Genomic DNA, 23,212 nt, shown 5'->3' on the forward strand with positions numbered 1-23,212 from the left:
TCAGCCTTTCGCAGGACGCCGCCGTCGCACGCTCACGAGGCGGTCGACGACGACGAGGAGGACGAACGCGAACACCAGCGCGAGGAGCGCGAAGATGACCGCGACGAAGGGGTCGGACTGCGACACCAGCAGAAGGGAGGTCTGCAGGTTGACGCGGGAGAGCAGCGAGGCGATCGTGAATTCGCCCAGCACCACCGCGACCGAGAGCGCGGCGGCGGCGAGGATACCGCGGCGCAGGTTCGGGACGAGGACGCGCGAGAACACCGTCGTCCAGCCGGCGCCCAACGAGCGGGCGGCCTCGCTGAGGGTGATCATGTCGACGGCGGCGACGTTGCTCTGGATGGCCCGGTAGGCGTAGGGCAGCACGGTGATGCCGTAGGCGAAGGCGAGCGTCCAGGCGCCCGAACCGAAGATCTGCGTGACGACGGCGTAGGTCGGCGCGAGACCGACCACCATCACGATAGCGGGGATCATGATCGGCAGCAGGCAGACCGCCTCCAGCACCCGGCGAAGCTTCGGGAAACGCAACTCGACGAGCACGATCGTCGGCAGCAGCACGAGCAGGACGATCGCAACGGTCACGACCGCGAGCACGAGCGAGTTGCCGAGGCCCTGGTAGACGCGGTCGTAGCGGGTGGTCTCCCCCGAGAACACGGCGACCCAGCGGTCGAAGTTGTACACGCCCGGCTTCGCGGTGCGGAGGGTGAACTCCACCATCGAGAACAGGGGGATGAGGAAGAAGAGCCCGAGCAGCGTCCAGATGACGGCACGGACGGCGGGGCCGGGGCCGAGCCGCAGCTGCTGCCCGCTGCGGCGGCGCGCAGGGCGGGTGTCGACGGCCCGGGTCATCGCTGCCACCGCGCGGTGCGGCGCACGAGTGCCGAGTAGGCGAGCAGCACGACGACCATGACCAGCAGCATCCCGAGCGCCATCGAGCCTGCGAGATTCGCCCGCCCCAGCACGGTCTCGCTGATGAGGGCTTGACGGATCTGCAGCGACACGATGTTGTTCGCCTGCCCGACCAGGGCGGCGGCCGTCGCGTACGACGAGAACGCATTCGCGAACAGCAGCAGCAGGCTGCCGAGGAAGGACGGGAGCAGGATGGGGCCGCCGACGCGCGTCCAGTACGTCCAGCGGCTGCCGCCGAGGGTCGCGGTCGCCTCCAGCCACTGCGGGCGCAGTCCCTCCAGCGCGGGCATGAAGGTGATCACCATGAGCGGGATCTGGAAGTAGAGGTACGGCAGGATGAGGCCGGGCACGGTGTACAACCAGACGCCGTTCTCGTAGATGTTGATGTGGGCGACGTTCCGCAGCAGTACGGTGACGAGGCCCTGCGCGCCGATCGTGGCGATGAACGCGAACGCGAGCATGACGCCGCCGAACTGCGCGAGAACGCTGCTGGCCGAATCCACCAGCGAGCGAGGAACCCCGCCGGGACGCGAGCGCAGCATGGCGAAGCACAGAGCGGCGCCGGCGATCGCGCCGACGATCGCCGTGACAGCGGAAAGCCAGAACGCGCCGAAGAACGATCCCGCGATCGCCGGTTCGGCCAGCCCGGTGAGGTTCGAGAGGGTGAACCGCCCCTCGCCGTCCACGAAGCCGCTGCCCACGGCCACGACGGTCGGGATCGCGAGGAAGATCACCACGTAGAAGGCGAAGGGGGTCAGCCCCAGCACGGCGGCGACACCGGTGCGGCGGCGGCGCCCGGCCCGCGCGCCCGCGGGCCGGGCCGACGACGGCTGCCGCCGGGTCTCCGTGTCGGAGACTCCGGCGGCAGCACGGTCGACCGCGGGCGCCGCGGCGCCCGTGACGGTCTCGGTCATCAGCCGACCGCGTTGGCCCACTTGGCGCCCAGCAGCGTGCCGGCGTCGGTGGCCTGCTTGTCGGTCATGACAGCGGTCTTGTCCAGCTTGCCCGGGAACTCGTCCTTGTTCACGGTCCCGGCCTTCTCCATCGCGTCGACGCGCGCCGGGTAGGCGCCGCCCTTCAGCCACGCGTTCTGGGCGGCGTCGCTGTAGAGGTACTCCTCCCACAGGCGTGCGGCCGCGGGGTGCGGGGCGTCCTTGCTGATGGCCTGGTTGTAGTAGCCGACGTACGCGGTGCCCGGCAGGACGACGTACTTCCAGTTCACGCCGCCGCCCTTGATGGTGTCGGAGGTGGCGTATCCCTTCTGGTTGAACGACCAGTCGAGGAGAACCGGGGTCTCGCCCGAGGCGATGGTGTTCGGCTTGCCGTCGGCCGCGTTCCAGTTGCCGGCCTTCTTGAGCTTCGAGAACCAGTCGACGCCCGGGGTCAGGTCGTCCAGCGTTCCGCCGTTCTGCAGGTCCGCGTACGCGACCGCTCCGGCCGCAGCGGCCGCCTGGGTCGGGTTGCCGTTCAGTGCGACGGCGCCCTTGTAGGCGGGCTTCAGCAGGTCGTCGAAGGACTTCGGCGCGGTCTTGATCTTGTTGGCGTCGTAGCCGACCGCCATCACTCCGTAGTAGCCGACCTTCCAGAGGCCGTCCTTCTCCTTCTGGCCGTCCGGGATGTCGTCCCAGCCGGTCGGCTTGTACGCGGCGAAGTACTTCGTGTTCGCCAGCGCGACCGACGAGCCGATGTCGAACGTGTCCGGCGCGGTGTCCTGGCCCTTGAGTTTCTTCGCGGCGTCGATCTCCTCCTGGCTGGAGGCGCTGTCCTGGCTCGGGTTGATCGTGATGCCGTACTTCTTGGTGAAGCCGTCGAAGATCTCCTGGTAGTTCGCCCAGTCGCCGGGCGTCGCGATGATGTTGAGGCTGCCCTCCTTCTTCGCGGCGGCGACCAGCGCATCCATTCCGCCGGCCGACGCAGCGTCCGTGGCGGTGGCGATCGAGGCGTTGTCGGTGGAGCTGGCGCTCGCGCCGCCGGAGCAGGCGGCGAGCGAGAGTGCGACGACGGTTGCCGCGGCGGCGAGGCCGGCGACACGTGCGCGCTTGTTGATCACGGGTTTCCTCCAGTGCAGGGTGTCGCCCGGGCGGAACGCCCGGACGTCGCCACGGTAGGAAGGCCAGGCGTCCGGGCGGCCGCGCAGCGGTGACGAACCGGTGAACGTCCGATGTCCGAGGTTGTCGATAAGGTTCAGGCGTGGTCGAACAGGTCTCCCCCGCACTCGCTCGACGCATCGCGCTGTCCGCCCAGGGTTTCGGGAGGCCGCGGCCCGCCGTCGTGGGCACGCGCCAGCTCAACGGACTGGTCGATCGGCTCGGGGTGCTGCAGATCGACTCGGTCAACGTGTTCGAACGCAGCCACTACCTCCCGGCGTTCGCTCGGCTCGGGGCCTACGACCGCACCCTGCTCGACCGGCTGACCTTCGATGCCCGCGGCCCCCACACCGAGTACTGGGCCCACGAGGCCGCCTTCATGCGCAAGGAGGACTGGCCGCTGTTCGCGTGGCGGATGCGCGAGTACCGCGAGCGCTACGGCGGTCCGGGAAGCTGGTTCGACGTCAACGACGACACCGTGGAATGGTTGCGCGGCGAACTCGCGGCGAACGGCCCCCTGGTCGCGGGCGAGATCGAGCACGACGCGAACCACCGCACCGGCCCATGGTGGGGATGGTCGGAGGTGAAGCGGGCGCTGGAGCGGATGTTCCTGTTCGGCGAGGTGGCGGTCGCGGGGCGGATGCGATTCCAGCGCCGGTACGCGCTGACGGAGCAGGTGCTGCCCTCCGGCGTGCTCGACCGGACGGTGTCCGAGGAGGACGCCATCCGTGAGCTCCTGCGCCGGGCGGCCGTCGCTCACGGCATCGGCACCGCGCGCGATTTCGCCGACTACTACCGGATCAAGGGGCCGCGCGTCGGGGTCGCCCTGCAGGAGCTGGAAGATGCGGGCGACCTCATCCCGGTGCGGGTACCCGGCTGGGAGAGCGCCGGCCGGCCAGTCGCGGCCTGGATGCACCGCGACGCACGGAAGCCTCGGCAGGTCGAGGCGGCTGCGCTGCTGTCGCCGTTCGACCCGGTGGTCTGGTATCGCGACCGGGCCCTGCGGATGTTCGGCTTCCACTATCGGATCGAGATCTACACGCCCGCGCCGAAGCGCGTCTACGGGTACTACTCGCTGCCGATCCTGATCGACGACGCTCTGGTCGGGCGCATCGACCTGAAGAGCGACCGCCAGGCGGGGGTGCTGCGCGTTCAGTCGGCGTGGACCGAACCGGGCGCCCCGCCCGCGACGCTCGACCGCCTCCTGCCCCTCCTCGACGAGACGGCTTCCTGGCAGGGGCTCGAATCGGTGACCGTCGCCGAGGGTGCCCGCGGCGACCTCGCACCGCTCCTCGCCGACGCGCTGCGCCCGGGGGTAGGGTTCGGCACATGACGTCACCGCTGGACTACCTCGATGAGAACGGGGCCGACGAGGCCGACTACGAGTCGCCGATGCGCGAGCTGTACGCGTACCACGACGGCGATACCTGGCTCGACGGCATCGTGACCGGCGTGAAGCCGGGCGGCACCTCGGACGGCAAGACGCTGGTGCAGTTCGACGAGCGGCTCTGGGTGCCGGCGCGCGAGGTGAAGCAGTCGGACCACTACGTGGCCGTGCTGCTGAACCCGGACTCCGAGGTCTACGCCGAGGTCATCCAGTCCTTCGTCGACGGGCAGCCGAAAGACAGCATCCGCGACGTCTCGATCGTGGGCGGCGACAACGTCGGCACCGAGTGGCGTCGACTCGACGAGCCGACGACCGGCACGCGCGTCCGTTACCGCTACACCGGCACGGCCGAGCTGCAGGCGCCCGACGACGCCACCACCTGACCCCTCTCCTTCGATCCGGGGCCGGGCGGCGGCGCTAGGCCGTGCGCCGCTGCAGCGTCAGCGCGCCCAGGATGACAGCGGCGATGGCGAAGGCGGCGATGATCAGAAGCTGGCCGCCGACGTAGGCGGCGTCGTGCGAATCCGTCGCGACAGCGTTGAGCGCATCGACCGCGTGCGACAGGGGCAGCCAGTCGCTCAGCTCCTTCAGCCCGGCCGGCAGCTGGTCACGCGGCAGGAAGATCCCGCCGAGCAGGATCTGCGGGAAGATCAGCAGCGGCATGAACTGCACCACCTGGAACTCGGTGCGTGCGAACGCGCTCGCGAACAGGCCGAGCGTGCTGCCGAGCACCGCGTCCGTCACCGCAACGGCCACCAGCAACCAGGGCTCGCCCTTCACGTTGAGACCGCACACCCAGAGGGCATACCCCGAGGCGAGCAGCGCCTGCACGATCGCGATAATTCCGAACGCGATCGTGTAGCCGAGGATGAAGTCGCCGCGGCCGAGCGGCATCGACAGCAGTCGCTCCAACGTGCCGGTTCGCCGCTCCCGCAGCGTGGTGATGGACGTGACCAGGAACATCACGATGAAGGGGAACAGCGCCAGCATGGCCGGACCGATCGTCTGAAAGACCGGGGTGTCGGTGAAGATCCACGCGACCAGCCCGATGAGGAGACTCGGCACGATCAGCAGCAGGACCACGGTGCGCGGGTCGTGACGGATCTGGTTCAGGACGCGGCCGGTGGTCGCGAGCGTCCGGGTCGGGTTCATCGCGCGCCCTCCTCGGGATCGGCGGAGTCTCCGGCGCCCCCCTCGTCCGCCTCCGCGCCGGGCAGCGCGTGGCGGGCGTGGCGGCGCCTCAGCAGCGCCAGGAAGGCACCCTCGGCGTCCGCCGCGCCGGTCTCGGCGAGCAGCTCGTCGGGCGTCGCGTCGGCCAGCACCGCACCCTCGCGCATCAGGATGAGCCGGTCGCAGCGGCTCGCCTCATCCATCACGTGGCTGGAGATCAGGAGGCTCGTCCCCGACTCCGCGAGGCGGTGGAACAGCGCCCACAGCTCGACGCGGAGCAGCGGGTCGAGCCCCACGGTCGGTTCGTCGAGCACCAGGAGGTCGGGAGAGCCGAGCAGCGCCGCAGCCAGGGAGACGCGGCTGCGCTCGCCGCCGGACAGCGTCGACACCAGGCGTGCGGAGTGCTCCTCGAGGTCGGTCGCTGCGATGGCACGGTCGACGTCGGCGCGGCCGGCTCCGAGCACTCGGCGGAAATACTCCAGGTTCTGGCGGATGGTCAGGTCGTCGTAGACGCTTGCCGCCTGGGTGACGTAACCCACCCGGTGTCGCAGCGCGGACGACCCGGCGGCCTGGCCGAGAACCGAGACCGTGCCGGCTTTCACCTTCTGCACGCCGACGATCGCCCGCATGAGGGTGGTCTTGCCGCATCCGCTCGGGCCGAGCAGCCCGACCACCTGTCCGCGCGGGATGTCGAGGTCGAGCCCGTGGAGGACATCCGTCCGGCCACGGCGCACGCGCAGGCCCTCGATCGCGACGGCGGGCTCCGCCGCATCCGGCGAATTCATCATGTGCTGAATTATTCGCCCCCCGTGCGGCTCCCGTCAAGAGAGCGGTGCATCCGGGCTGCCGAAGAGGTGCCACTGGAGTACCGGGCCCACCCGTCGGGCCAGTTCGTCCGCGGGGGCGCTCGCGATGGGCTCGACCTGGAGGGCATAGCGGGTCATCATGATCCCGACCAGCTGGGCGGCGGCCAGCTCACCGCGCAATGCCGCGTCGGGCGCATCGCTCAACGAGGCGAGCTTCGACAGCACCTCGCGCGCCAGGAACTCGCGCACCATCCGGGTCCCCGGCCCGCTCCCGAGCACGGTCCGCATGACGACGATCATCCGCCGCGCGGACTTCTCGTCGTCGAGGCGCTCGAGCACGTACCGGACGAGCGACTGCCCCACGTCGTCGCGCGGGCCCGCGAGGACGACATCCAGCAGCCGGTCCGGTCGGAGCGGCACTTCGAGCGTGGCCGCGAAGAGGTCGGCCTTCCCGTTGAAGTAGTGGTGGACGAGCGCCGAATCCACGCCTGCTCTCCGGGCGACCGCCCGCAGCGAAGCGGCCTCGTAGCCACGCTCGGCGAACTCGTCGGCGGCGGCGCGAAGGATCGCCGAGCGCGCGGAAGCGGCGCCTCGCTCTTTGCGCGGACGGCCCGGGCGACGGCGTTCGGCGAGCTCACTCACGAGGCCATTGTGCACCCGCGCGCGACCTGTCGCGCGTCTGTCCGTCGCCGAGGCGCTTGCTTCGAGTGTGATGGGAACGCGGTGAGCGCAGAGCACCCCGAAGCTAGGATATGGACTGCGAATCTGCTCGATCCACCCCCTGCACACAAGGAGTTCTGCGAACATGGAATGGCTCATTCCGGTCATCATCGTCGTCGTGATCGTGGCGATCATCGGGATCTACTTGTGGGCCACCTACAACTCCCTGGTGACGCTGAAGGTCCGCGTCGACGAGGCGTGGAGCGACATCACGGTGCAGCTGAAACGGCGCGCCGATCTCATCCCGAACCTCATCGAGACGGTCAAGGGCTATGCGGCCCACGAGAAGGGCGTGTTCGAGTCGGTGACGCGTGCGCGTGCCGAGACGCTGTCCGCGCAGACGCCGGGTGAGGCATCCACCGCCGAGAACCACATGCAGACGGCGCTGAAGAGCATCTTCGCGGTGGCGGAGGCGTACCCGCAGCTGCAGGCGAGCCAGAACTTCCTGCGTCTGCAGGCCGACCTGGTCGACACCGAAGACAAGATCCAGGCGTCGCGCCGGTTCTACAACGGTGGCGTGCGCGAGTTCAACACCAAGATCAAGGTGTTCCCGAACAACCTGTTCGCCCGACGGCTGGGCTTCACCGAGCGCGAGTTCTTCGAGGTCGACAACCTCGCCGCGATCGCTGAGCCCCCGCGCGTCCAGTTCTAGGGCCTAGATGTATAGGGCGATCGCCAGGAACAAGCGCAACACCGTCTTCATCATCCTGCTGTTCCTGGTAATCATCGGCGCGCTCGGCTGGCTGGCGTCGTACATCTACCAGAGCTACACGATCCTGGTGGTCGTGGTCATCGGGGCCGTGCTCTACGCCCTGTTCCAGTACTACCTGGCGAGCAGTCAGGCGCTGAGCATGTCGGGGGCGATCCCGATCCAGAAGGCCGACAATCCCCGGCTGTGGAACGTCGTCGAGAACCTGTCGATCGCCACCGGCACGCCCATGCCTGCCGTCTACATCGTGAACGATCCGGCCCCCAACGCCTTCGCCACCGGCCGCGACCCCCAGCACGCCTCGGTCGCCGCGACCACCGGGCTCCTCGACATCATGACGGACGCCGAACTCGAAGGCGTGATGGCGCACGAGCTCGGACACGTGCGCAACTACGACATCCGGCTCGGGATGATCGTGTTCGGGCTCACGGTCGCGATCGGCTTCATCGCCGACATCTTCCTGCGGATGGCGTTCTTCGGCGGCAACCGGAACAACAATAACAACGGCGGGAACCCGGTCGTTCTGATCTTCGGGCTGGCGGCCGCGATCGTGGCGCCGCTCGTCGCCACCCTGGTGCAGCTGGCCGTCTCCCGGCAGCGCGAGTACCTGGCGGATGCGACCGGTGCCATGACCACGCGTCACCCGGACGCGCTGGCCAGCGCCCTGCTCAAGCTGGAGGCGTACGGACGGCCGATGCGCAAGCAGAACTCGTCGATGGCGCACCTGTGGATCAACGACCCGCTGAAGCCCGGCCTGATGGCTCGACTGTTCTCCACCCACCCGCCGATCCCGCAGCGCGTCGAGCGCCTGGAGACCATGGGCGGCACCTTCTAGTCTCCGCCCCGGTCTGTTGTGCCGAGCGGTGAGTCGTTGCTCCTTCGGGCGTCGAGTTGCGACATGATGTCGCACTCGGCGGGATACCGCGCGTCAGGGCCCGAGCACGCGGCGGAGGTAGGCGTTCTCGAACCGGCGCTCCGGGTCGAGCCGGTCGCGGACGGCGACGAAGTCGTCGAAACGCGGGTAGACCGTCCGCAAGGAGTCCGCATCCCGGCCGTGCAGCTTGCCCCAGTGCGGTCGGCCGTCGTGGGCGACCATGACCTCCTCGACCGCCGCGAAGTACTCGCGCTGGTCTTCGCGGTAGTACCGGTGCACCGCGATGTAGCCGCTTTCGCGCCCGTACGCCGTCGACAGCCAGTTCTCGTCGGCCGCGGCGCTCCGCACCTCGACGGGGAAGGAGATGCGCCAGCCGCGCCGCTCGATGAGCGCCTTCACCTCGGCGAGCGCCGTGGGCACGGCCTCCCGCGGCAGCGCGTACTCCATCTCCCGGAAACGCACCGTCCGGTTGGTCACGTACACCCGCGGCGCATGGTCGACGAAGTCGCGGTTGCCGGTCAGCCGCTGCGCGAGCCGGCTGAAGGGCGGGATCACCGCGGGCGCCACGGTGCCGAGCGCGCAGACGCCGCGGTACAGGCCGTTCGCGAGCAGCTCGTCGTCCATCCAGCGCCCGGTGCGGGACAGCGGCTTGCGCTCGGCAGTCAGCGGCAGCCGGGTGTTGGTCTTGGTGAGCGCGGTCTCGGTGTGCGGGAACCAGTAGAACTCGAAGTGGTCCTCAGCCGCCGAGCGTTCGACGTACGACTCCAGGGTCGCCTGCAACGGCTCTGGGCGTTCGACCGCCTGGAGCAGGTAGGCGGGCACGCACTGGAGCGTGACGTCGACGATGACGCCGAGCGCGCCCAGACCGAGGCGCGCGGCAGGGAGCAGCTCGGCGTTCTGCGTCTCGTCGATCCGGAGCAGCTCGCCCTCCCCCGTCACGAGGGTGAGGCCCACGATCTGGGTCGCGAGCCCGCCGAACGACCCGCCCGTCCCGTGCGTGCCGGTCGAGGTCGCCCCGGCGATCGTCTGCCGGTCGATGTCGCCCATGTTCTCGAGCGCCAGCCCGTGCGGATGGAGCAGCCTCGGGAGCTGGTGGAGGTGCGTCCCTGCAGCGAGCGTGACGCGGCCTCGCTCGAGGTCCACATCCACGATGCCGCTCAGGTCCTCGAGGTCGAGCTGAACGCCCGGGGCAACCGCGATGCCGGTGAAGCTGTGGCCCGCGCCGACCGCCTTGATCCGCATCCCCTTGCCGGCGGCGGCCTGGACCGCGCGCTGCACCGCCTCGGCGGAGGCCGGCCGCTCAACACGCTGCGGGCGGACCGCTTCGGTGCGTCCCCAGTTGCGCCAGAGTCCTCCGGCAGCCGTCACAGGAACACCTGCCCGTCGCCGCGGTAGCTCGCCGCCTCGCCCACCACGCGGGCGCGGCCGTCGACCGTGTCCACCAGCTGGAAGGCGTCGACGTGCTCGCTCAGCTCGCCCGACTTGGTGTGCCGCAGCCAGACCCGATCACCGATGCGCAGGACACCGGCAGCGGCCCCGGTGAGGGGAGTCTGCACTTCGCCGGCCATCTCGCGCGCCACCATCGAGAGGCCGGTCGGCCACTCCACTTTCGGCATGCGGTCGGGTCCGGGCGGCCCGGAGGCGATCCAGCCTCCGCCGAGCAGGGTAGCCGTCTCGGGCGCCGGGCGACGCACGACCGACAGCGCGAAGGCGGCTGCGGGCGCGGGATGGAACCCCCGGTACGTATCGAACAGATGCCCGCCGAGGAGGCCGCTCCCCGCGGCGATCTCCGTCACGGACGGGTCGGATGCGGTGAACTCGATCGAGCCGGTCCCCCCGCCGTTCACGAACTCCAGCTCGGCGAGTCCCCGAACCGCCGCGACGGCCTCACCGCGCCGGCCGAGCAGCTCCTCGCGGGAGTTCTTCTGCACCCAGCGCAGCGTCGCGCCCCAGGCCGGCTTCCCGGGCGGGTTGTCCCCCTGCCCGGCGATCTGCGCCTCGTACCCCATCATCCCGACCAGCGAGAAGCCCGGGCGGCGGACGATCGCCTCCGCGACCTCGCGGACGGATGCGGCCGAGTACAACGGCGAGCGGAACACGCCGATGTGGCCGAGCACCGGGGCCTGCCACGACGAGTCGAGTTCGAGGCACAGCCGAATGGTCTCGCGCTGCCCCGGGGGGACGACGGCGTCGATGAAGTCCAGGTGGGCGACGGAGTCGACCATCAGGGTGACGCGGGAGGCGAGCTCGGGTGAGGCCGCCAGCCGGCGGATCGCGGCGCGGTCGGCGGTCGGGTAGCCGACGACGATGTCCCCGATCGGTGGGTGCTCCGCATCCCCTTCCGCCAGCCACAGCGCCTCCGGCAGCGTGTACGCCAGCACGCCGGCGTACCCGGGTAACGCGAGCACCGCATCCAGCACCGAGCGGATCCGCACCGACTTGGAGGCGACGCGGATCGCCTTGGGCGGCTGCCCGGACGGCCCTCCGACGCGCCGCAGCATGTCGTGGGCGTTGTGCCGGAGGGCGGGGAGGTGGAGAACGGCGAGCGGCGGGTCGAGCCGGGCCGTCGCCGCCGACAGCGACGGCCAGTACAGTTCCGGCGTCGTCCAGGTGCGCTCGGAAGGGACGGGCGGGGTGGAGAGGTCGAGGTCCGGCATCAGCGCACCGCTTTCACTCGGGCGACCGCGAGCGCACCCGCGAACGCGAACAGGGCGGACAGGACGAACAGGCCGGCGAAGCCGCCGAGGGCCGCGACGATCATCGCGCCGAACAGCGGAGCGACGGCCTGCGGCACAGCGAGCGCGATGTTCATGATGCCGAGGTCCTTGCCGCGGGTCTCGGGATCGGGCAGCACCTGGGTGGCGAGGGCCTGATCCACGCTGAGGAAGCAGCCGTACCCGATGCCGAGCAGGGCCGCGGCCACGAAGGCGACGGAGAGTTCCGGGACGAAGCCCAGCAGCAGCGCGGCGACCCCCTGGACGGCCGACGAGACGAAGACGAAGACCTTGCGGCGCCCGAGCCGGTCGGACAGCCGGCCGAGCACAAGCGACGAGACGATCACGAACACCATGTAGATGAGGATGAGGATCAGCAGGTCGTCGTCGGCGTTCGGGTCGCGCAGACCGAACTCGAGGAAGTACAGCAGCAGCGACGTGCCGAACGCGTTGCCGAAGTTCACGAGCACCCGGCTGAGCAGCGTCCAGCCGAAGTCGGGATGCTCGCGCGGGCTGATCCACAGCCCCTCGATGATGCCGCGCAGCGACATCCGCTCGCGCAGCTCGGGCGCGAGCACCGCATCCGGCAGGAATAGGAACGGCACGACGAGCACCAGCAGGAGCACGGCCATCGCGGTGTACCCGACGACCGCACCGACGAAGACGTAGGTGACGAGCGCGACGCCCAGAATGATCCCGATGGCCTGCGGCGCACTGATCCAGCCGCTGACGTACCCCCGCTGATCCACCGGCACCTGGTCGCTGATCGTCGCGGTCAGAGCGGCGGTCAGGATGCAGAAACCGGTCAGCGCGAGCGACCAGAACACGCCCATCCCGACGATGGAGGTCTGCAGCCCGAGGAGGACCAGGGAGACGGCGAAGACCACCGCGCCCGCGGCGATCCACGGCCGGCGCCGGCCGAAGCGGCTCGTGGTGCGGTCCGACAGGGCACCCGTCACCGGGTAGGCGACGATCGCGCAGACGCCCGAGATCCCGGAGATGACGCCGAAAGCGACCACGTTGTCGACCCACGAGGTCGTGTTCAGCTCGGTCTGCACCTGGTCGGGCAGCAGCTTCTGGATGGGCGCGAGCTGCGCCATCCACACGCCCAGCCAGGCGACGGCGAAGGCGGCGACCCAGCGGCCCGGGACCTTGCGGGTCGGCTCGGCGAAGACGGCCGGCGTCGAGGTGTTCGTCATCGGGTACCTGCGTTCTCGGTGGGGGGCGACGGAGCGAGGGTGGAAACGGGAGCGGGGGCGGAGGCGTCCAGCGGGCGGGCGAGGGCGGCCAGCGCGTCGGCGGCCACGTCCATCGTCGCGGCCGCGGCTGCGTCGTCGCGGGTGACCAGCCAGGCGACGGTGAGACCGTCGGTGAAGGACACCAGAATGCGCGCGACCTCGGCGAGCGGACGCGTCCACTCGCACCCGGTCAGACGCGCGGCACCGGCGGCGGCCTGCCCTGCGACCTCGTGATAGCGCGCGTACTGGCGCCGCGCCAGCGGTTCGAATCCGGGCTCACGCAGCGCCCACTGAGTGAGTTCGAGCATCGCCTTCTCGCGGTCGGGGTCGGCGCGCAGGCCGTCGAAGTAGTGCTGCAGCCCGGCGCGGAGCGCGTCGCGCATGCCGAGACCGCCGGTGTCGCCGGAGAGCACGGGCGCAAGATCGCGCTGCTCGCTCGCGACGGCTGCCTCGATGAGTTCGGCCATCAGTTCGTCTCGCGAGGCGAAGACGTAGTGGAAGCTGGCCAGCGGCATCCCGGCCTCGGCGACCACCCGGCGGGTGGTGGCAGCCGCGACCCCGTCGCGCGCGACCACGCGGAGCGCGGCCTGAACCAGCGCCGTGCGTCGGTCTGCGACCGGGATGCGCGTCATCCGGACTCCTGAAGGTTCCGCCGCGCTTCGTCGCGCGGGAGAAAGTGGGACAGTTGACCCAGATGGAAGTATGCCGTAAATCGCGGCGATTCGTTTGACAGCGACCTCCGCTACCCCCTGGAATGGGGTGGAATGCGGGGATTTACGAGCGACGTGTCACCACCAGTCCGCCCGAGGGGGTCGATCGGACTGGTGTCTTTTGCGACCGTCGCCACCCTCGCCGCGCTGCTGCTGAGCGCCGTCGGGCTGATCGGAGACGCGCCGCCCGCTGCGGCAGCCTCCCCGACGACCGCACCACAGCAGTCCGCAACCGGCGTCCACACGCCCGCCACCGCATCCACCGTCTCCGCCGCTCCGTCCGCGGCCAGGCCCGCCGACACCGACCCACCGTCGAGCACACCATCGCCGCCGCCGACCTCGCGGCCGCTCACCCTCGACGCCCTCCCCTCCGGCGTGGTGACCACGTTCCCGTTCACCGTCGCCGGCTCCGGAACGCCGGGCGACGTCGTGGCGGTCTCCGGCGGTTCCGCTCCGAGTGCGGCCGAGAGCTGCCAGGCGACCGTCGACGACGACCAGCGCTGGAGTTGCGGCATCGCCTCCCTCCCGGACGGTCCGGGGGTCGCCGTGCGCGCGGAGGCGCGTTCGGGCGGCAGCGACAGCGGCCGGGTGCGGGTGCTGCACCCGCCCGTGATCGCCGGGGAGGGTGTCGTGCCCACCACCGGCGGCGTCCGGGGCTCGGCGTACCCGGGCGCGAGCGTCACCGTCACGGCCGACACCGGCGCGGCCTGCACGTTCCCAGCCGACTCGAACGGCAGCTGGGGATGCGTCCTCAGCGGCGACCTGACCGACGGCCGTCACACGGTGACCGCCACCCAGGTCGCCGACTTCTCGTCGCAGCGCTCGGCGACCAGCGACCGCGTCTCCATCGACGTGGACCGCACGGCGCCCGCCGCGCCGAGTATCACGACTCCGACCGCCGGTTCCCCCGCGCCGGGCGCACCGCTCGCCTTCGGAGGCGCCGGAGAGACCGGAGCGCACGTTACCCTCTATGCTTCCACCGACCAGGGCGCTGCTGTGGTCTGCACGGCGGATGTGGTTGCCGGCGCCTGGTCCTGCCAGGGCTCGCTCGGAACGGGCGCCTACACACTGTCCGCACTACAGCGGGACGCTGCGGGCAACGTGAGCGCCGGCAGCAACGCGGTAGCGCTGACGGTCCCCGCGGGCAGCGCCGCCGAATCACAATCGACCACACGGACACCGACGCCGGTGCCCTCACCGACGGCGCCCGTGCCTGCCGCACCGGGCGCCGTGCCGCCGACCGGGCCGAACCATCCCGAGCCGAGGGGATGGCTCGACGCGCCGTTCACGACCGCCGCCGCCCCGACCGTGTCAGCCGAGGCGCTCCCGGGGTGGATCCGCTCCGCCGGACTCGCCGTCGCCGCCCTCCTGCTGCTCGTGCTCCCGGCGCGACTGCTCGCCGCCGCCCTCGCCCGCGGACGGCGCGACCGCGCACGCCACGGCGGCAGAGCCTCGGTGTTCGGGCGCAACCGGCCCCGGTCGGATGTCTCGGACGCCTCGGCACTGTTCGGGCGGCCACCGGCAGCATCCGGCGCAACGGCCCGAGGGACGGCGACCGCTGCAGCAACAGCATCCACCGCCGGCACGTCGGCTGGTGGCCGATTGCCGCTCTGGCCCGCCGCAGCAGCCGGCCTGGTGACCGCCGTGCTGGTGACGCTCTCGACGCCGGTTCCGAATGCCGCCGCGTACCCGGCAGTTCTCCTCGCGGTGATCGTCGCGGTCGCCGCGGTCAACGCCGTGTGGGTGCTCGCCGGTCGCGGCATGGCGCCGCACCTGCACCTCCCGGTGCCGCGGGTCACCCTCCGCCCGGGGTTGCTGCTCGTGGTCACCGTCGCCGCGATCGGCTCTCGGCTGCTCGGACTCTCCCCCGCGCTGCTCTTCGTACTGGTGCTCGGCCTCGCGGTCGGTCCGCACGCGGGCCGGGCGCGCCGGGGCCGGATCGCCGCCCTGCAGGTCTCCGCGGTGGCCGCCCTCGGGGTGCTCGCCTGGCTCGCCGTCGGCCTCGTCGCCGCGCCGACCACTCCCCTCGCCGCGTTCCTTTCCGTGCTGGTCAACGTGCTCGCACTTGTCGGCATCGGCTCGGCCGCGGTGATGCTCCTCCCGATCGGCGGCCTGGCGGGGCGCGCGATCGCCCAGTGGTCGCGATGGTTGTGGGGAGGGCTGAGCCTCGTCGTCTACACGGTGCTCTTCGCGCTCCTCCTGCCGGTCGCATCCCTCGTCGAACGGGGAGTCGGCGTGACGGTGATCGTCGGCGTGGCGGTGGGGTTCGCGGCCGCGAGCGTCGCTTTCTGGCTGTGGGAGCGCTACGTCGCGCCCGCGCTGGACCGCACCCTCCCCTGACGCGGACGCCTGACGCGGACGCGGACGCTGACGCGGACGCGGCGACCGCCGGTGGAGTCTTGCGAGGCGAAGACGCGGCATCCTACTGTGAGCGCATGATCAGCGCCCGCCCGCTCCGTCTGACCTTCGCCGCCGTCATCGTGGCCGGGATGCTCGCCCTGAGCGGCTGCTCGCCGTCCGGGTCCCCGTTCACCGGCTCCTGGGGGTCGACGGCCTCCGGACAGCCGCACCTCACGATCACCGCGGACGGCGCGTTCAAGGGATCCGACGGCTGCAACGATCTGGCGGGCACGGGCACAGTGAGCGGGGATACCTACACTTTCGGCCCGTTCGCCTCCACGCTGAAAGCGTGTGAGGGCGTCAATCCGTGGTTGAGCCGCGCACACACCGCAAAGGTCTCCGGCGACGAGCTGGTGATCTACGCGAACGGCGGTCAGAAGGTGGGAACCCTCCCCAAGAACTGACGTTGCCGCCGCGCCACGGTTACTGGTTCGCCTCTACGTAGAACCAGTCGCGTCCCTCGCGCACGAAGTGGGAGACCTCGTGGAGGCTGCCGCGCTCGTCGCCCTTGTAGTGCGCGATGAATTCCACCACACCGTCCGTGTCGAAGGGGCCTCCGCGTTCGGTGCGCTCGATGTCGAGCCGGTACCAGCGCAGACCTGGATCGAGCGCGAGCTCGGAGGGCCGGGTGGACGGGTGCCAGCTGCGCAGCAGGTAGGGCGCGTCACCGAGGGCGAACGCGCTGAAGCGGGAGCGCATGAGTCGCTCGGCCGTGGGCGCCGGAGCGCCCCGGTGGAGCGGTCCGCAGCAGGCGTCGTACGTCTCGCCGCTGAGGCACGGGCAGCGCGTGATCATCCGTCGAGCCTAGCCGCGCGGGTCTGCGTCGCGGTCCAGGCCGGGCATGAAAACCCGGCCGGTGGCCGCATCGGGGGGATCTCGGGCACCGGCCGGGTCAGGGACACCTCACCAGAAAGGGTGTCGACGCCAGTGTGAGCCGCCAGGTTGGACAGGGACTTGGGATGCCCTGAGGGTGTTCGCAGACGCGGCCGACAGCGGCGACGGTGTAGCGTTGAAGGCATGGAAGGTCTGCTCATCGGTCTCATCGGTCTCGTCGTGGTCGTCGGAGGAATCCTCGCCACCGCGGCCGTCATCCAGATGGTCCGTTCGCCGTACCGCAACCGGTAGACCCTCCGACCGCGCCGTCGCGCGGACGCCGTCGGCTTCGGCCCCCATAGCCCAATCGGTAGAGGCACGCGACTTAAACTCGCTCGAGTGTGGGTTCGAGTCCCACTGGGGGTACGGTCCTTTGCTTCGCTCAGCCGTGGACACACGCGTGACCGCTCGCTGACGGAGGAGCCGTTGCTCGCCGAGCCCCTTTTCTCCTCCCTTCCGCTCGTCGGGACGCGCCTCGAGAGTGTTCTCCTCCGATTCCTGCGGCCGCCCCGAAACGGAGGAATGCGCGCACCGTCAGCGGTTCAGAGACCTCCGACGTCGGCCGGCTTCGCGGGCTTAAACGAAACAGTGGCCGCAGCCCCCGGTGAACCAGGGCGCCGCGACCACCGTCACGAAACGCTGACGCTACTTAGCCGTCACCTCGGCGGGCTGCTTCGCAGCCTCCGCCTTCTTGCGGGCGGGCGCCTTCTTGGCGGGCTCCTCAGCGGGCGGAGCGGCCTCGATGGCCGGCTTCGGGCGGGAGGCGAACTCCTCGAAGCTGGCGCGCGGGTTCTGCACGGCCTGCAGCGACACGATGTCGCGACCGAGCCAGAAGTTGTTCCACCAGCCCCAGATGACGCGCCACTTGCGCTCCCACGACGGCATCGCGAGACCGTGGTAGCCGCGGTGCGCGAGCCAGCCGACGACTCCCTTGATCGCGAGCTTGCCGGACTGCATCACGCCGATGCCGACACCGAGACCCGCGACCGCGCCGAGGCTCTTGTGGTAGTACTGGCGCGGAAGCTCGCCGCGCAGCGTGGCGACGATGTTCTTCGCCAGGAGCTTGCCCTGGCGCACCGCGTGCTGAGCGTTCGGGACGCAGTAGCCGCCGACACCGGCGCCGGTGAGGTCTGGGACGGCGGACACGTCGCCCGCGCCCCACGCGTCTTCGATGATCTCCTCGTCGGTGCCCACGCGCAGGTCGGCGCGGACGCGCAGACGACCGCGCTCCTCGATGGGAAGGTCGGTGTGACGGACGACCGTCGGGTTCGCCATGACTCCGGCGGTCCAGACGATGAGGTCCGTCTCGAAAGTCTCGCCGGTCGACAGCTGGATGACGCCGTCCACCGCGCTCTGGAGCTGCGTGTCGAGGTGGATCTGCGCCCCGCGCTCCGCGAGGTTCTTGATCACCCAGTGGCTGGTCTTCAGGGACACCTCGGGCATGATCCGGCCCATGGCCTCGATCAGGTGGAAGTGGGTGTCCTCGAACGACAGCTCCGGGTAGCGCTTCAGCAGCGCGCTCGCGAACGAACGGAGCTCGGCGAAGATCTCGATGCCGGCGAAGCCACCGCCGACGACGACGACGGTCAGGAGGCGATCGCGCTCCGGGCCGGCGGGCAGGCCGGCCGCCTTGTCGAAATTGGTCAGGAGGCGGTCGCGGATGTACACGGCCTCCTCAATGTTCTTGAGCCCGACGGCCTGGTCTGCGACGCCCGGGATCGGGAAAGTGCGGGACACAGCGCCCGCGGTGACCACGACGATGTCGTACTCGAGCTCGTAGGCCTCGCCGACCGGCGGCTGGATCGTCGCGACCTTGCGCGCGTGGTCGACGTAGGTGACCTTCGCCGTGATGATGTTCGTCGTCTTCAGGTGGCGGCGGTGGGCGACCACCGCGTGACGCGGCTCGATGGAACCGACCGCGACCTCGGGGAGGAAGGGCTGGTACGTCATGTACGGCAGCGGGTCGACCATGGTGACCTCGGCCTCGCCCGGGCGGAGCTGCTTCTCGAGCTTCCACGCGGTGTAGAAGCCGGCGTAGCCGCCGCCGACGATCAGGATTTTGGGCACAGTGATGCGTCTCCTCAACACGAAAGTTTGGGCCTACATTACTCCCTGCTCCGCATTCGCCTGAAATGCAGCCACGCGCCGACGCCGCCGAGGGCGACGAGGGCGAGGAAGCCGGCGATCAGAGCGAATGGAAGCCAGAAAGCGGTGAGGACGCTCCATTGCGGCCACAAGATCTGCCTCCATGGTACCGCGCGCTCGGGAGTCAGCTTCGCCGGGGCCGGAACGGCCTGTGCGTTTTCGTCCGACGACGGCGGCGCGGTGGCCGACGGCGACTGAGCTCGCCGGTGGATGCGGATCCAGTCGCCGAGGTCGCCCATCGGGTTCGCCGTGACGTGCGGCACGTCCGTGGTGACGGCGGCGGCCGCATCCAGGAGCCCGTAGCCGTAGATCGGACTGGGAACCGTGCCGCCCGCAGGCTTTGCCGTCCGGATGACTCGCTCGATCACATCCGGTGCCTTCAGCTCGGGATGCGCCGCCCGCACCAGGGCGACGGCTCCGGAGACCAGGGGTGCGGCACCGCTCGTGCCGGCCCACTGCACGTAGCCTCCTCCGGGATTCGCGCCGACGAGCTGCTCGCTCGGCGCGGAGACCCCGATGGTGATGCCCTGCGCCGAGGCGTCGAAGCTGGCCTTGCCCTCCCGGTCGACGCCGGCGACGGTCAGCACGCCGGGAATCGTGGCGGGCGCGCCCACCTCGCTCGTGCCGCTGCCCCGGTTGCCCGCGGCGGCAACGATGACGACGTCGTGGGCGAAAGCGTACTGGAACGCGTCGTCCCAGCTGGCCGGCCAGTCCAGGGTGTTCCGGGTGAGGGACATGTTGATGACGGATGCTCCGTTGTCGACCGCCCAGCGCACGGCCTGGGCGATCTGCTCGTCGCTGCCGACCGGTCCCATCGCCTTGCCGAGCGCCACCGAGACGGTGAGGATGCTCGCCTCGGGGGCCGCGCCGAGCACTCCGCTCCCGGGGCCCGTTCCGCGACCGGCGAGGAGGGACGCCACCCAGGTGCCGTGGTTGGCGCTCTCCGCGTCGCCGATCGGCTTCTGGCCGTTGGCCGCACCGACTTCGGAGACGTCCGTGCCGCCCACCACCACACCGGCCAGGTCGGGGACCGAGCCGTCGACGCCGGTGTCGATGACGGCGACCTTCACTCCGGCTCCGCGGGTCGTGTTCCAGGCCTCGGAGAAGCCGTAGTCGTTCAGCCAGTACTCGAGGTCGCGCACTTGGTCGGCATGAGCAGCGGTCGCGGGGACGACCGCCGCTGCGACAGCGAGCGCGGCGGCTGCGACGGTGGCGGCCAGCCGCCGCATCCGTCCTTCACCGCTGCCGCTCCCCCGCATGACGCTGCTCCCCCGCACAACGGTCCTAGCCGGCGACGTCGATGCGGCACTCGCACACCGTCGGCGACCAATTGCCGCGGGCGAGCGCCAGGTCGCCGATCGGGTTCACTCCCGGCCCTGCCGCGAGCGCGTGCGCGGCCAGGGCGTGCAGGCATTTGACGCGGGAGGGCATCCCCCCGGCGGAGATTCCGGCGATCTCCTCCACCACGGCGACCGATTCGCGGTCGGACAGGTACTGCTCGTGCGCGACCCGGTACTGGGCGCTCAGCTCGTCGTCTGCGGCCAGCAGCTCGCTGTACTCGTTCATCACCTGCGTCGCCTCGAGCGCCGACATCGCCGCGGTGGCTGCGGGATGCGTCAGGTAGTAGAACGTCGGGAACGGGGTGCCGTCGTCGAGTCGCGGGGCCGTGGACACCACAGTGGGACGGCCGCAGACGCAGCGGGCGGCGATGCCGACGACGTTGCGCGCCGGGCGGCCGAGCTGCTCGGAGACGACGGCGATGTCCTCGTCGGTCACGGGATCGAAGGGTGGTCTGGTCATGCGGGCTTACTTCTTCGGTGCGGAGGTCGGGGTGGGGGTCGGGCCGGGCGCCGGCGTGCCGTTCAGCTGCTGCGGCGTGGCCTCGGTGAGGCCGGCGCCCATGAAGGAGCCGAAGAGCGAGCCGACCCAGTCGGTCTGGGTCTTCTGCAGCTTGGAGCTGACGGGGGTCGTGTCCTGCTTCGCAGCAGGCGCGCGGTCGTCGATGACGAGGTAGCTGACCTCGCCGGGCAGCACGTAGTACAGCCGGTCACGCGCCTGGGCGCGCAGGTAGCTGGGGTCGTTCCAGCGCGCGCGCTGGTCCTTCAGCGTGTCGACCTGCGTCGCCAGCTGGTCGACCGCGTGCTGCTGGTCGGCGATCTGCTGGCGCTGCGAGAGGAACGCCTGGACCGTCGGCGCGAGGATGACGACGGCAAGCACGAGCACGCCCATCATGACCAGCGAGAAGGCCGAGAAGTGGAGCTGACGCAGCCACCGACCAGTGCCGGTCGGGCGCGAAATGCGCACCGGGACGCGGCGCGTGCGCGACTTCGGCATGGGCCCTCCCGGTCGTGAGCGCGTACGGACTGGAGCCGGTCGGCCCCCTCCCATCGTAGGCGATGACGGTCGTCCGGCCGACGGCGCGGCGGGGTGTCGGGATGCGCTCAGCCCGCGCTCAGGACGGTGACCAGCCGCACGATCCCGACCGCGGCGAGAGCCGCACCGCCCAGCGCGAACACGGCGCCGAGCGCTCGCGCATCCCTCGGTCGGAACGGTCGACGCGCATCCTCGTCGGCGAAGAAGGCGGCCGCCCGCTCCGGCCGCAGCAGGCAGAACACGCCGAGGGCGGCGAACAGCACGGCGAGCGCCACGAACAGCGCCAGCGGCACGACCTCCGACTCAACTCGGACCATCCCCTCATTCTGCACGCCGCGCGCTCTGCCCGCCCGCGCGACTGCCCCTGCCGTCGCGCCCGCCAGATTTGCGCCAAATGTCGTTCTCGGATCACCACGCCGCTCGCGCCGCTCGCGAGCGCGGGCACCACAAGCGACATTCGTGCCGAATCGTCGTTATCGGGGCACCAAAAGCGACATTCGTGCCGAATCGTCGTTATCGGGGCACCAAAAGCGACTTTCGTGCCGAATGTTGCTCGTGGGGGCACCACTCGATTTTTGCCAATTCGCGGTTTCAGCGGCGCCATAACCGCGAATTGGCGCAAATCTGCGAGGCGGGCTGGGTGCGGGGCGAGCAGATTCGTGACGAATGTCCCTTTTGGAGGCGCGAGAAGGAACATTCGTCACGAATGTGCGAGGGGGGAAGCGGGGAGGCGCGGCCGGGCCGCGCGACGGCCCCCGGGGACGGATCCCCGGGGGCCGTTGCAGGCGGTGAAGGCGTTACGCGGTGAAGCGCGGGAAGGCGCTGCGACCGGCGTAGACCGCGGCGTCGCCCAGCTCCTCCTCGATGCGGAGCAGCTGGTTGTACTTGGCGACGCGCTCCGAGCGGGCCGGGGCGCCCGTCTTGATCTGGCCGGAGTTCGTGGCGACGGCCAGGTCGGCGATCGTGGTGTCCTCGGTCTCGCCGGAGCGGTGCGAGAGCACGGCGGTCATGCCGCTGCGCTGAGCGAGCGAGACAGCGTCGAGCGTTTCGGTGAGCGTGCCGATCTGGTTCACCTTGACGAGGATGCTGTTCGCGGCCTTGAGCGCGATGCCCTGTGCGAGACGCTTCGGGTTCGTGACGAACAGGTCGTCGCCGACGAGCTGCAGCTTGTCGCCGAGCTCGGAGTTGAGGTGGGCCCAGCCCTCCCAGTCGTCTTCCGCCAGCGGGTCCTCGATGGAGACCAGCGGGTAGTTCGCCGCGAGCTCGGCGTAGTAGGCGCTCATCTCGGCGGCGGAGCGCTCCTGGCCCTCGAACCGGTAGGAACCGTTCTCGAAGAACTCCGTGGAGGCGACGTCGAGGCCGAGTGCGATGTCGCGGCCGACCGTGAAGCCGGCCTGCTGGATGGCCTCGGAGATCAGGTCGAGCGCGGCCCGGTTGTTCTCGAGCTCGGGGGCGAAGCCGCCCTCGTCGCCAAGGCCTGTGTTGAGGCCCTTCGACTTCAGCAGCGACTTGAGCGAGTGGTAGGTCTCGACACCCCAGCGGAGGCCCTCGGAGTAGGTCTCGGCGCCGAGCGGGAGCACCATGAACTCCTGGATGTCGACGCCGGTGTCGGCGTGAGCGCCACCGTTGATGATGTTCATCATCGGCACGGGGAGGATGTGCGCGTTCGGGCCACCGAGGTAGCGGAACAGCGGAAGGTCGGCCGAGTCGGCCGCGGCCTTGGCGACGGCGAGGCTGACGCCGAGGATGGCGTTCGCACCGACGCGCTTCTTGTTGTCGGTACCGTCGAGGTCGATGAGCGCTTCGTCGACGAGGCGCTGGTCGGCGGCTTCGAAGCCCTCGATAGCGGGGCCGAGCTCGTCGAGCACCGCATCCACCGCCTTGAGCACGCCCTTGCCCTGGTAGCGCTCCTTGTCGCCGTCGCGCAGCTCGTAGGCCTCGAAGGCACCGGTGGAGGCACCGGACGGGACGGCGGCACGGCTGACCGTGCCGTCTTCGAGGAGCACCTCGACCTCGATGGTCGGGTTGCCGCGCGAGTCCAAGATCTCGCGAGCGCCTACAGCTTCGATTGCAGCCACAACTGTCTCCTTGCGTGGT

At 70.4% G+C, this 23,212-nt stretch carries 22 protein-coding genes, 1 tRNA gene and 1 pseudogene; 7 read left to right on the plus strand and 17 right to left on the minus strand.

Annotated elements, in window-relative coordinates:
- From AB4Y74_RS11035 to AB4Y74_RS11045, 3 genes are read right to left on the minus strand one after another with little or no spacing between them, the layout of a single operon-like run.
- Window positions 1-858: an ABC transporter permease subunit gene (locus AB4Y74_RS11035; protein ID WP_441799127.1), complete on the minus strand. Its 858-nt coding sequence runs from the start codon at window positions 856-858 to the stop codon at window positions 1-3.
- Complete coding sequence (locus AB4Y74_RS11040) at window positions 846-1,844, minus strand: ABC transporter permease (RefSeq protein WP_441799128.1); 999 nt, start codon at window positions 1,842-1,844, stop codon at window positions 846-848. The genes AB4Y74_RS11035 and AB4Y74_RS11040 overlap by 13 nt, the downstream gene beginning before the upstream one ends.
- On the minus strand, window positions 1,823-2,959 hold the full coding sequence (locus AB4Y74_RS11045) for an ABC transporter substrate-binding protein (protein WP_441799129.1): 1,137 nt from the start codon (window positions 2,957-2,959) through the stop codon (window positions 1,823-1,825). Before AB4Y74_RS11045 ends, AB4Y74_RS11040 begins: the two co-directional genes overlap by 22 nt.
- A 140-nt stretch (window positions 2,960-3,099) precedes the next feature.
- On the opposite strand from AB4Y74_RS11045, the gene AB4Y74_RS11050 reads away from it, so the two are divergent.
- Complete coding sequence (locus AB4Y74_RS11050; protein WP_441799130.1) at window positions 3,100-4,329, plus strand: winged helix-turn-helix domain-containing protein; 1,230 nt, start codon at window positions 3,100-3,102, stop codon at window positions 4,327-4,329.
- Window positions 4,326-4,766 (plus strand): hypothetical protein, encoded by a 441-nt coding sequence (locus tag AB4Y74_RS11055; RefSeq protein WP_441799131.1) that lies wholly within the window; start codon window positions 4,326-4,328, stop codon window positions 4,764-4,766. Before AB4Y74_RS11050 ends, AB4Y74_RS11055 begins: the two co-directional genes overlap by 4 nt.
- Before the next feature lie 34 nt (window positions 4,767-4,800).
- On the opposite strand, the gene AB4Y74_RS11060 is transcribed toward AB4Y74_RS11055, so the two are convergent.
- The 3 genes and pseudogenes from AB4Y74_RS11060 to AB4Y74_RS11070 all read right to left on the minus strand — a co-directional run bounded on the left by AB4Y74_RS11060 (window position 4,801) and on the right by AB4Y74_RS11070 (window position 7,001).
- The gene (locus AB4Y74_RS11060; protein ID WP_441799132.1) at window positions 4,801-5,535 is read right to left on the minus strand and encodes an ABC transporter permease; all 735 of its coding nucleotides are present in this window, start codon (window positions 5,533-5,535) and stop codon (window positions 4,801-4,803) included.
- Between the two features lie 301 nt (window positions 5,536-5,836).
- Window positions 5,837-6,341 (minus strand): annotated as a pseudogene (locus AB4Y74_RS11065) (ABC transporter ATP-binding protein); the annotation flags it as partial.
- A 33-nt stretch (window positions 6,342-6,374) separates the two neighbouring features.
- The gene (locus tag AB4Y74_RS11070; RefSeq protein ID WP_441799133.1) at window positions 6,375-7,001 is read right to left on the minus strand and encodes a TetR/AcrR family transcriptional regulator; all 627 of its coding nucleotides are present in this window, start codon (window positions 6,999-7,001) and stop codon (window positions 6,375-6,377) included.
- 163 nt (window positions 7,002-7,164) lie between these two features.
- Here AB4Y74_RS11070 and AB4Y74_RS11075 point away from each other — a divergent pair, with 163 nt between their 5' ends.
- A complete protein-coding gene (locus tag AB4Y74_RS11075; RefSeq protein WP_441799134.1) occupies window positions 7,165-7,731 on the plus strand; it encodes a LemA family protein in 567 nt (188 codons plus the stop codon).
- Window positions 7,732-7,738: 7 nt separating this feature from the next.
- Window positions 7,739-8,623 carry a M48 family metalloprotease gene (locus AB4Y74_RS11080; protein WP_441799135.1) on the plus strand — a complete coding sequence of 295 codons (885 nt, stop codon included), beginning with the start codon at window positions 7,739-7,741 and terminating at the stop codon, window positions 8,621-8,623.
- Window positions 8,624-8,716: 93 nt separating this feature from the next.
- Here AB4Y74_RS11080 and AB4Y74_RS11085 read toward each other — a convergent pair whose 3' ends face one another.
- The 4 genes from AB4Y74_RS11085 to AB4Y74_RS11100 are packed head-to-tail and all read right to left on the minus strand — an operon-like array spanning window position 8,717 to window position 13,246.
- Window positions 8,717-10,030 (minus strand): D-arabinono-1,4-lactone oxidase, encoded by a 1,314-nt coding sequence (locus AB4Y74_RS11085; RefSeq protein ID WP_441799136.1) that lies wholly within the window; start codon window positions 10,028-10,030, stop codon window positions 8,717-8,719.
- The gene (locus AB4Y74_RS11090; protein WP_441799137.1) at window positions 10,027-11,319 is read right to left on the minus strand and encodes an amino acid deaminase/aldolase; all 1,293 of its coding nucleotides are present in this window, start codon (window positions 11,317-11,319) and stop codon (window positions 10,027-10,029) included. The genes AB4Y74_RS11085 and AB4Y74_RS11090 overlap by 4 nt, the downstream gene beginning before the upstream one ends.
- A complete protein-coding gene (locus tag AB4Y74_RS11095) occupies window positions 11,319-12,575 on the minus strand; it encodes an MFS transporter (protein WP_441799138.1) in 1,257 nt (418 codons plus the stop codon). Before AB4Y74_RS11095 ends, AB4Y74_RS11090 begins: the two co-directional genes overlap by 1 nt.
- Complete coding sequence (locus tag AB4Y74_RS11100; RefSeq protein WP_441799139.1) at window positions 12,572-13,246, minus strand: TetR/AcrR family transcriptional regulator; 675 nt, start codon at window positions 13,244-13,246, stop codon at window positions 12,572-12,574. Before AB4Y74_RS11100 ends, AB4Y74_RS11095 begins: the two co-directional genes overlap by 4 nt.
- Before the next feature lie 192 nt (window positions 13,247-13,438).
- Between AB4Y74_RS11100 and AB4Y74_RS11105 the strand changes: the two genes are divergently transcribed.
- Both AB4Y74_RS11105 and AB4Y74_RS11110 read left to right on the plus strand, forming a co-directional pair.
- The gene (locus tag AB4Y74_RS11105; RefSeq protein ID WP_441799140.1) at window positions 13,439-15,664 is read left to right on the plus strand and encodes an Ig-like domain-containing protein; all 2,226 of its coding nucleotides are present in this window, start codon (window positions 13,439-13,441) and stop codon (window positions 15,662-15,664) included.
- Window positions 15,665-15,759: 95 nt separating this feature from the next.
- Window positions 15,760-16,128, plus strand: a complete 369-nt coding sequence (locus AB4Y74_RS11110; RefSeq protein WP_441799141.1) for an META domain-containing protein — start codon at window positions 15,760-15,762, stop codon at window positions 16,126-16,128.
- A 19-nt stretch (window positions 16,129-16,147) separates the two neighbouring features.
- On the opposite strand, the gene AB4Y74_RS11115 is transcribed toward AB4Y74_RS11110, so the two are convergent.
- A complete protein-coding gene (locus AB4Y74_RS11115; protein WP_441799142.1) occupies window positions 16,148-16,519 on the minus strand; it encodes a YchJ family protein in 372 nt (123 codons plus the stop codon).
- Window positions 16,520-16,889: 370 nt separating this feature from the next.
- Between AB4Y74_RS11115 and AB4Y74_RS11120 the strand changes: the two genes are divergently transcribed.
- Window positions 16,890-16,963 (plus strand) — tRNA-Leu (locus tag AB4Y74_RS11120).
- A 279-nt stretch (window positions 16,964-17,242) separates the two neighbouring features.
- Here AB4Y74_RS11120 and AB4Y74_RS11125 read toward each other — a convergent pair.
- The 6 genes from AB4Y74_RS11125 to eno all read right to left on the minus strand — a co-directional run bounded on the left by AB4Y74_RS11125 (window position 17,243) and on the right by eno (window position 23,193).
- Window positions 17,243-18,664 carry an NAD(P)/FAD-dependent oxidoreductase gene (locus AB4Y74_RS11125; RefSeq protein ID WP_441799143.1) on the minus strand — a complete coding sequence of 474 codons (1,422 nt, stop codon included), beginning with the start codon at window positions 18,662-18,664 and terminating at the stop codon, window positions 17,243-17,245.
- 38 nt (window positions 18,665-18,702) lie between these two features.
- On the minus strand, window positions 18,703-20,001 hold the full coding sequence (locus tag AB4Y74_RS11130; protein ID WP_441799144.1) for a S8 family serine peptidase: 1,299 nt from the start codon (window positions 19,999-20,001) through the stop codon (window positions 18,703-18,705).
- 25 nt (window positions 20,002-20,026) lie between these two features.
- The gene (locus AB4Y74_RS11135; RefSeq protein ID WP_441799145.1) at window positions 20,027-20,542 is read right to left on the minus strand and encodes a DUF501 domain-containing protein; all 516 of its coding nucleotides are present in this window, start codon (window positions 20,540-20,542) and stop codon (window positions 20,027-20,029) included.
- A 6-nt stretch (window positions 20,543-20,548) separates the two neighbouring features.
- Entirely contained in the window at window positions 20,549-21,076 is a 528-nt protein-coding gene (locus AB4Y74_RS11140; RefSeq protein WP_441799146.1) for an FtsB family cell division protein, read from the minus strand.
- 107 nt (window positions 21,077-21,183) lie between these two features.
- Complete coding sequence (locus AB4Y74_RS11145; RefSeq protein WP_441799147.1) at window positions 21,184-21,432, minus strand: hypothetical protein; 249 nt, start codon at window positions 21,430-21,432, stop codon at window positions 21,184-21,186.
- A gap of 480 nt (window positions 21,433-21,912) precedes the next feature.
- Window positions 21,913-23,193, minus strand: a complete 1,281-nt coding sequence (gene eno, locus AB4Y74_RS11150; RefSeq protein ID WP_441799148.1) for a phosphopyruvate hydratase — start codon at window positions 23,191-23,193, stop codon at window positions 21,913-21,915.
- Between the last annotated feature and the right edge of the window lie 19 nt (window positions 23,194-23,212).

This window comes from Leifsonia sp. RAF41 (assembly GCF_052114085.1).
Taxonomy (GTDB): Bacteria; Actinomycetota; Actinomycetes; order Actinomycetales; family Microbacteriaceae; genus Leifsonia.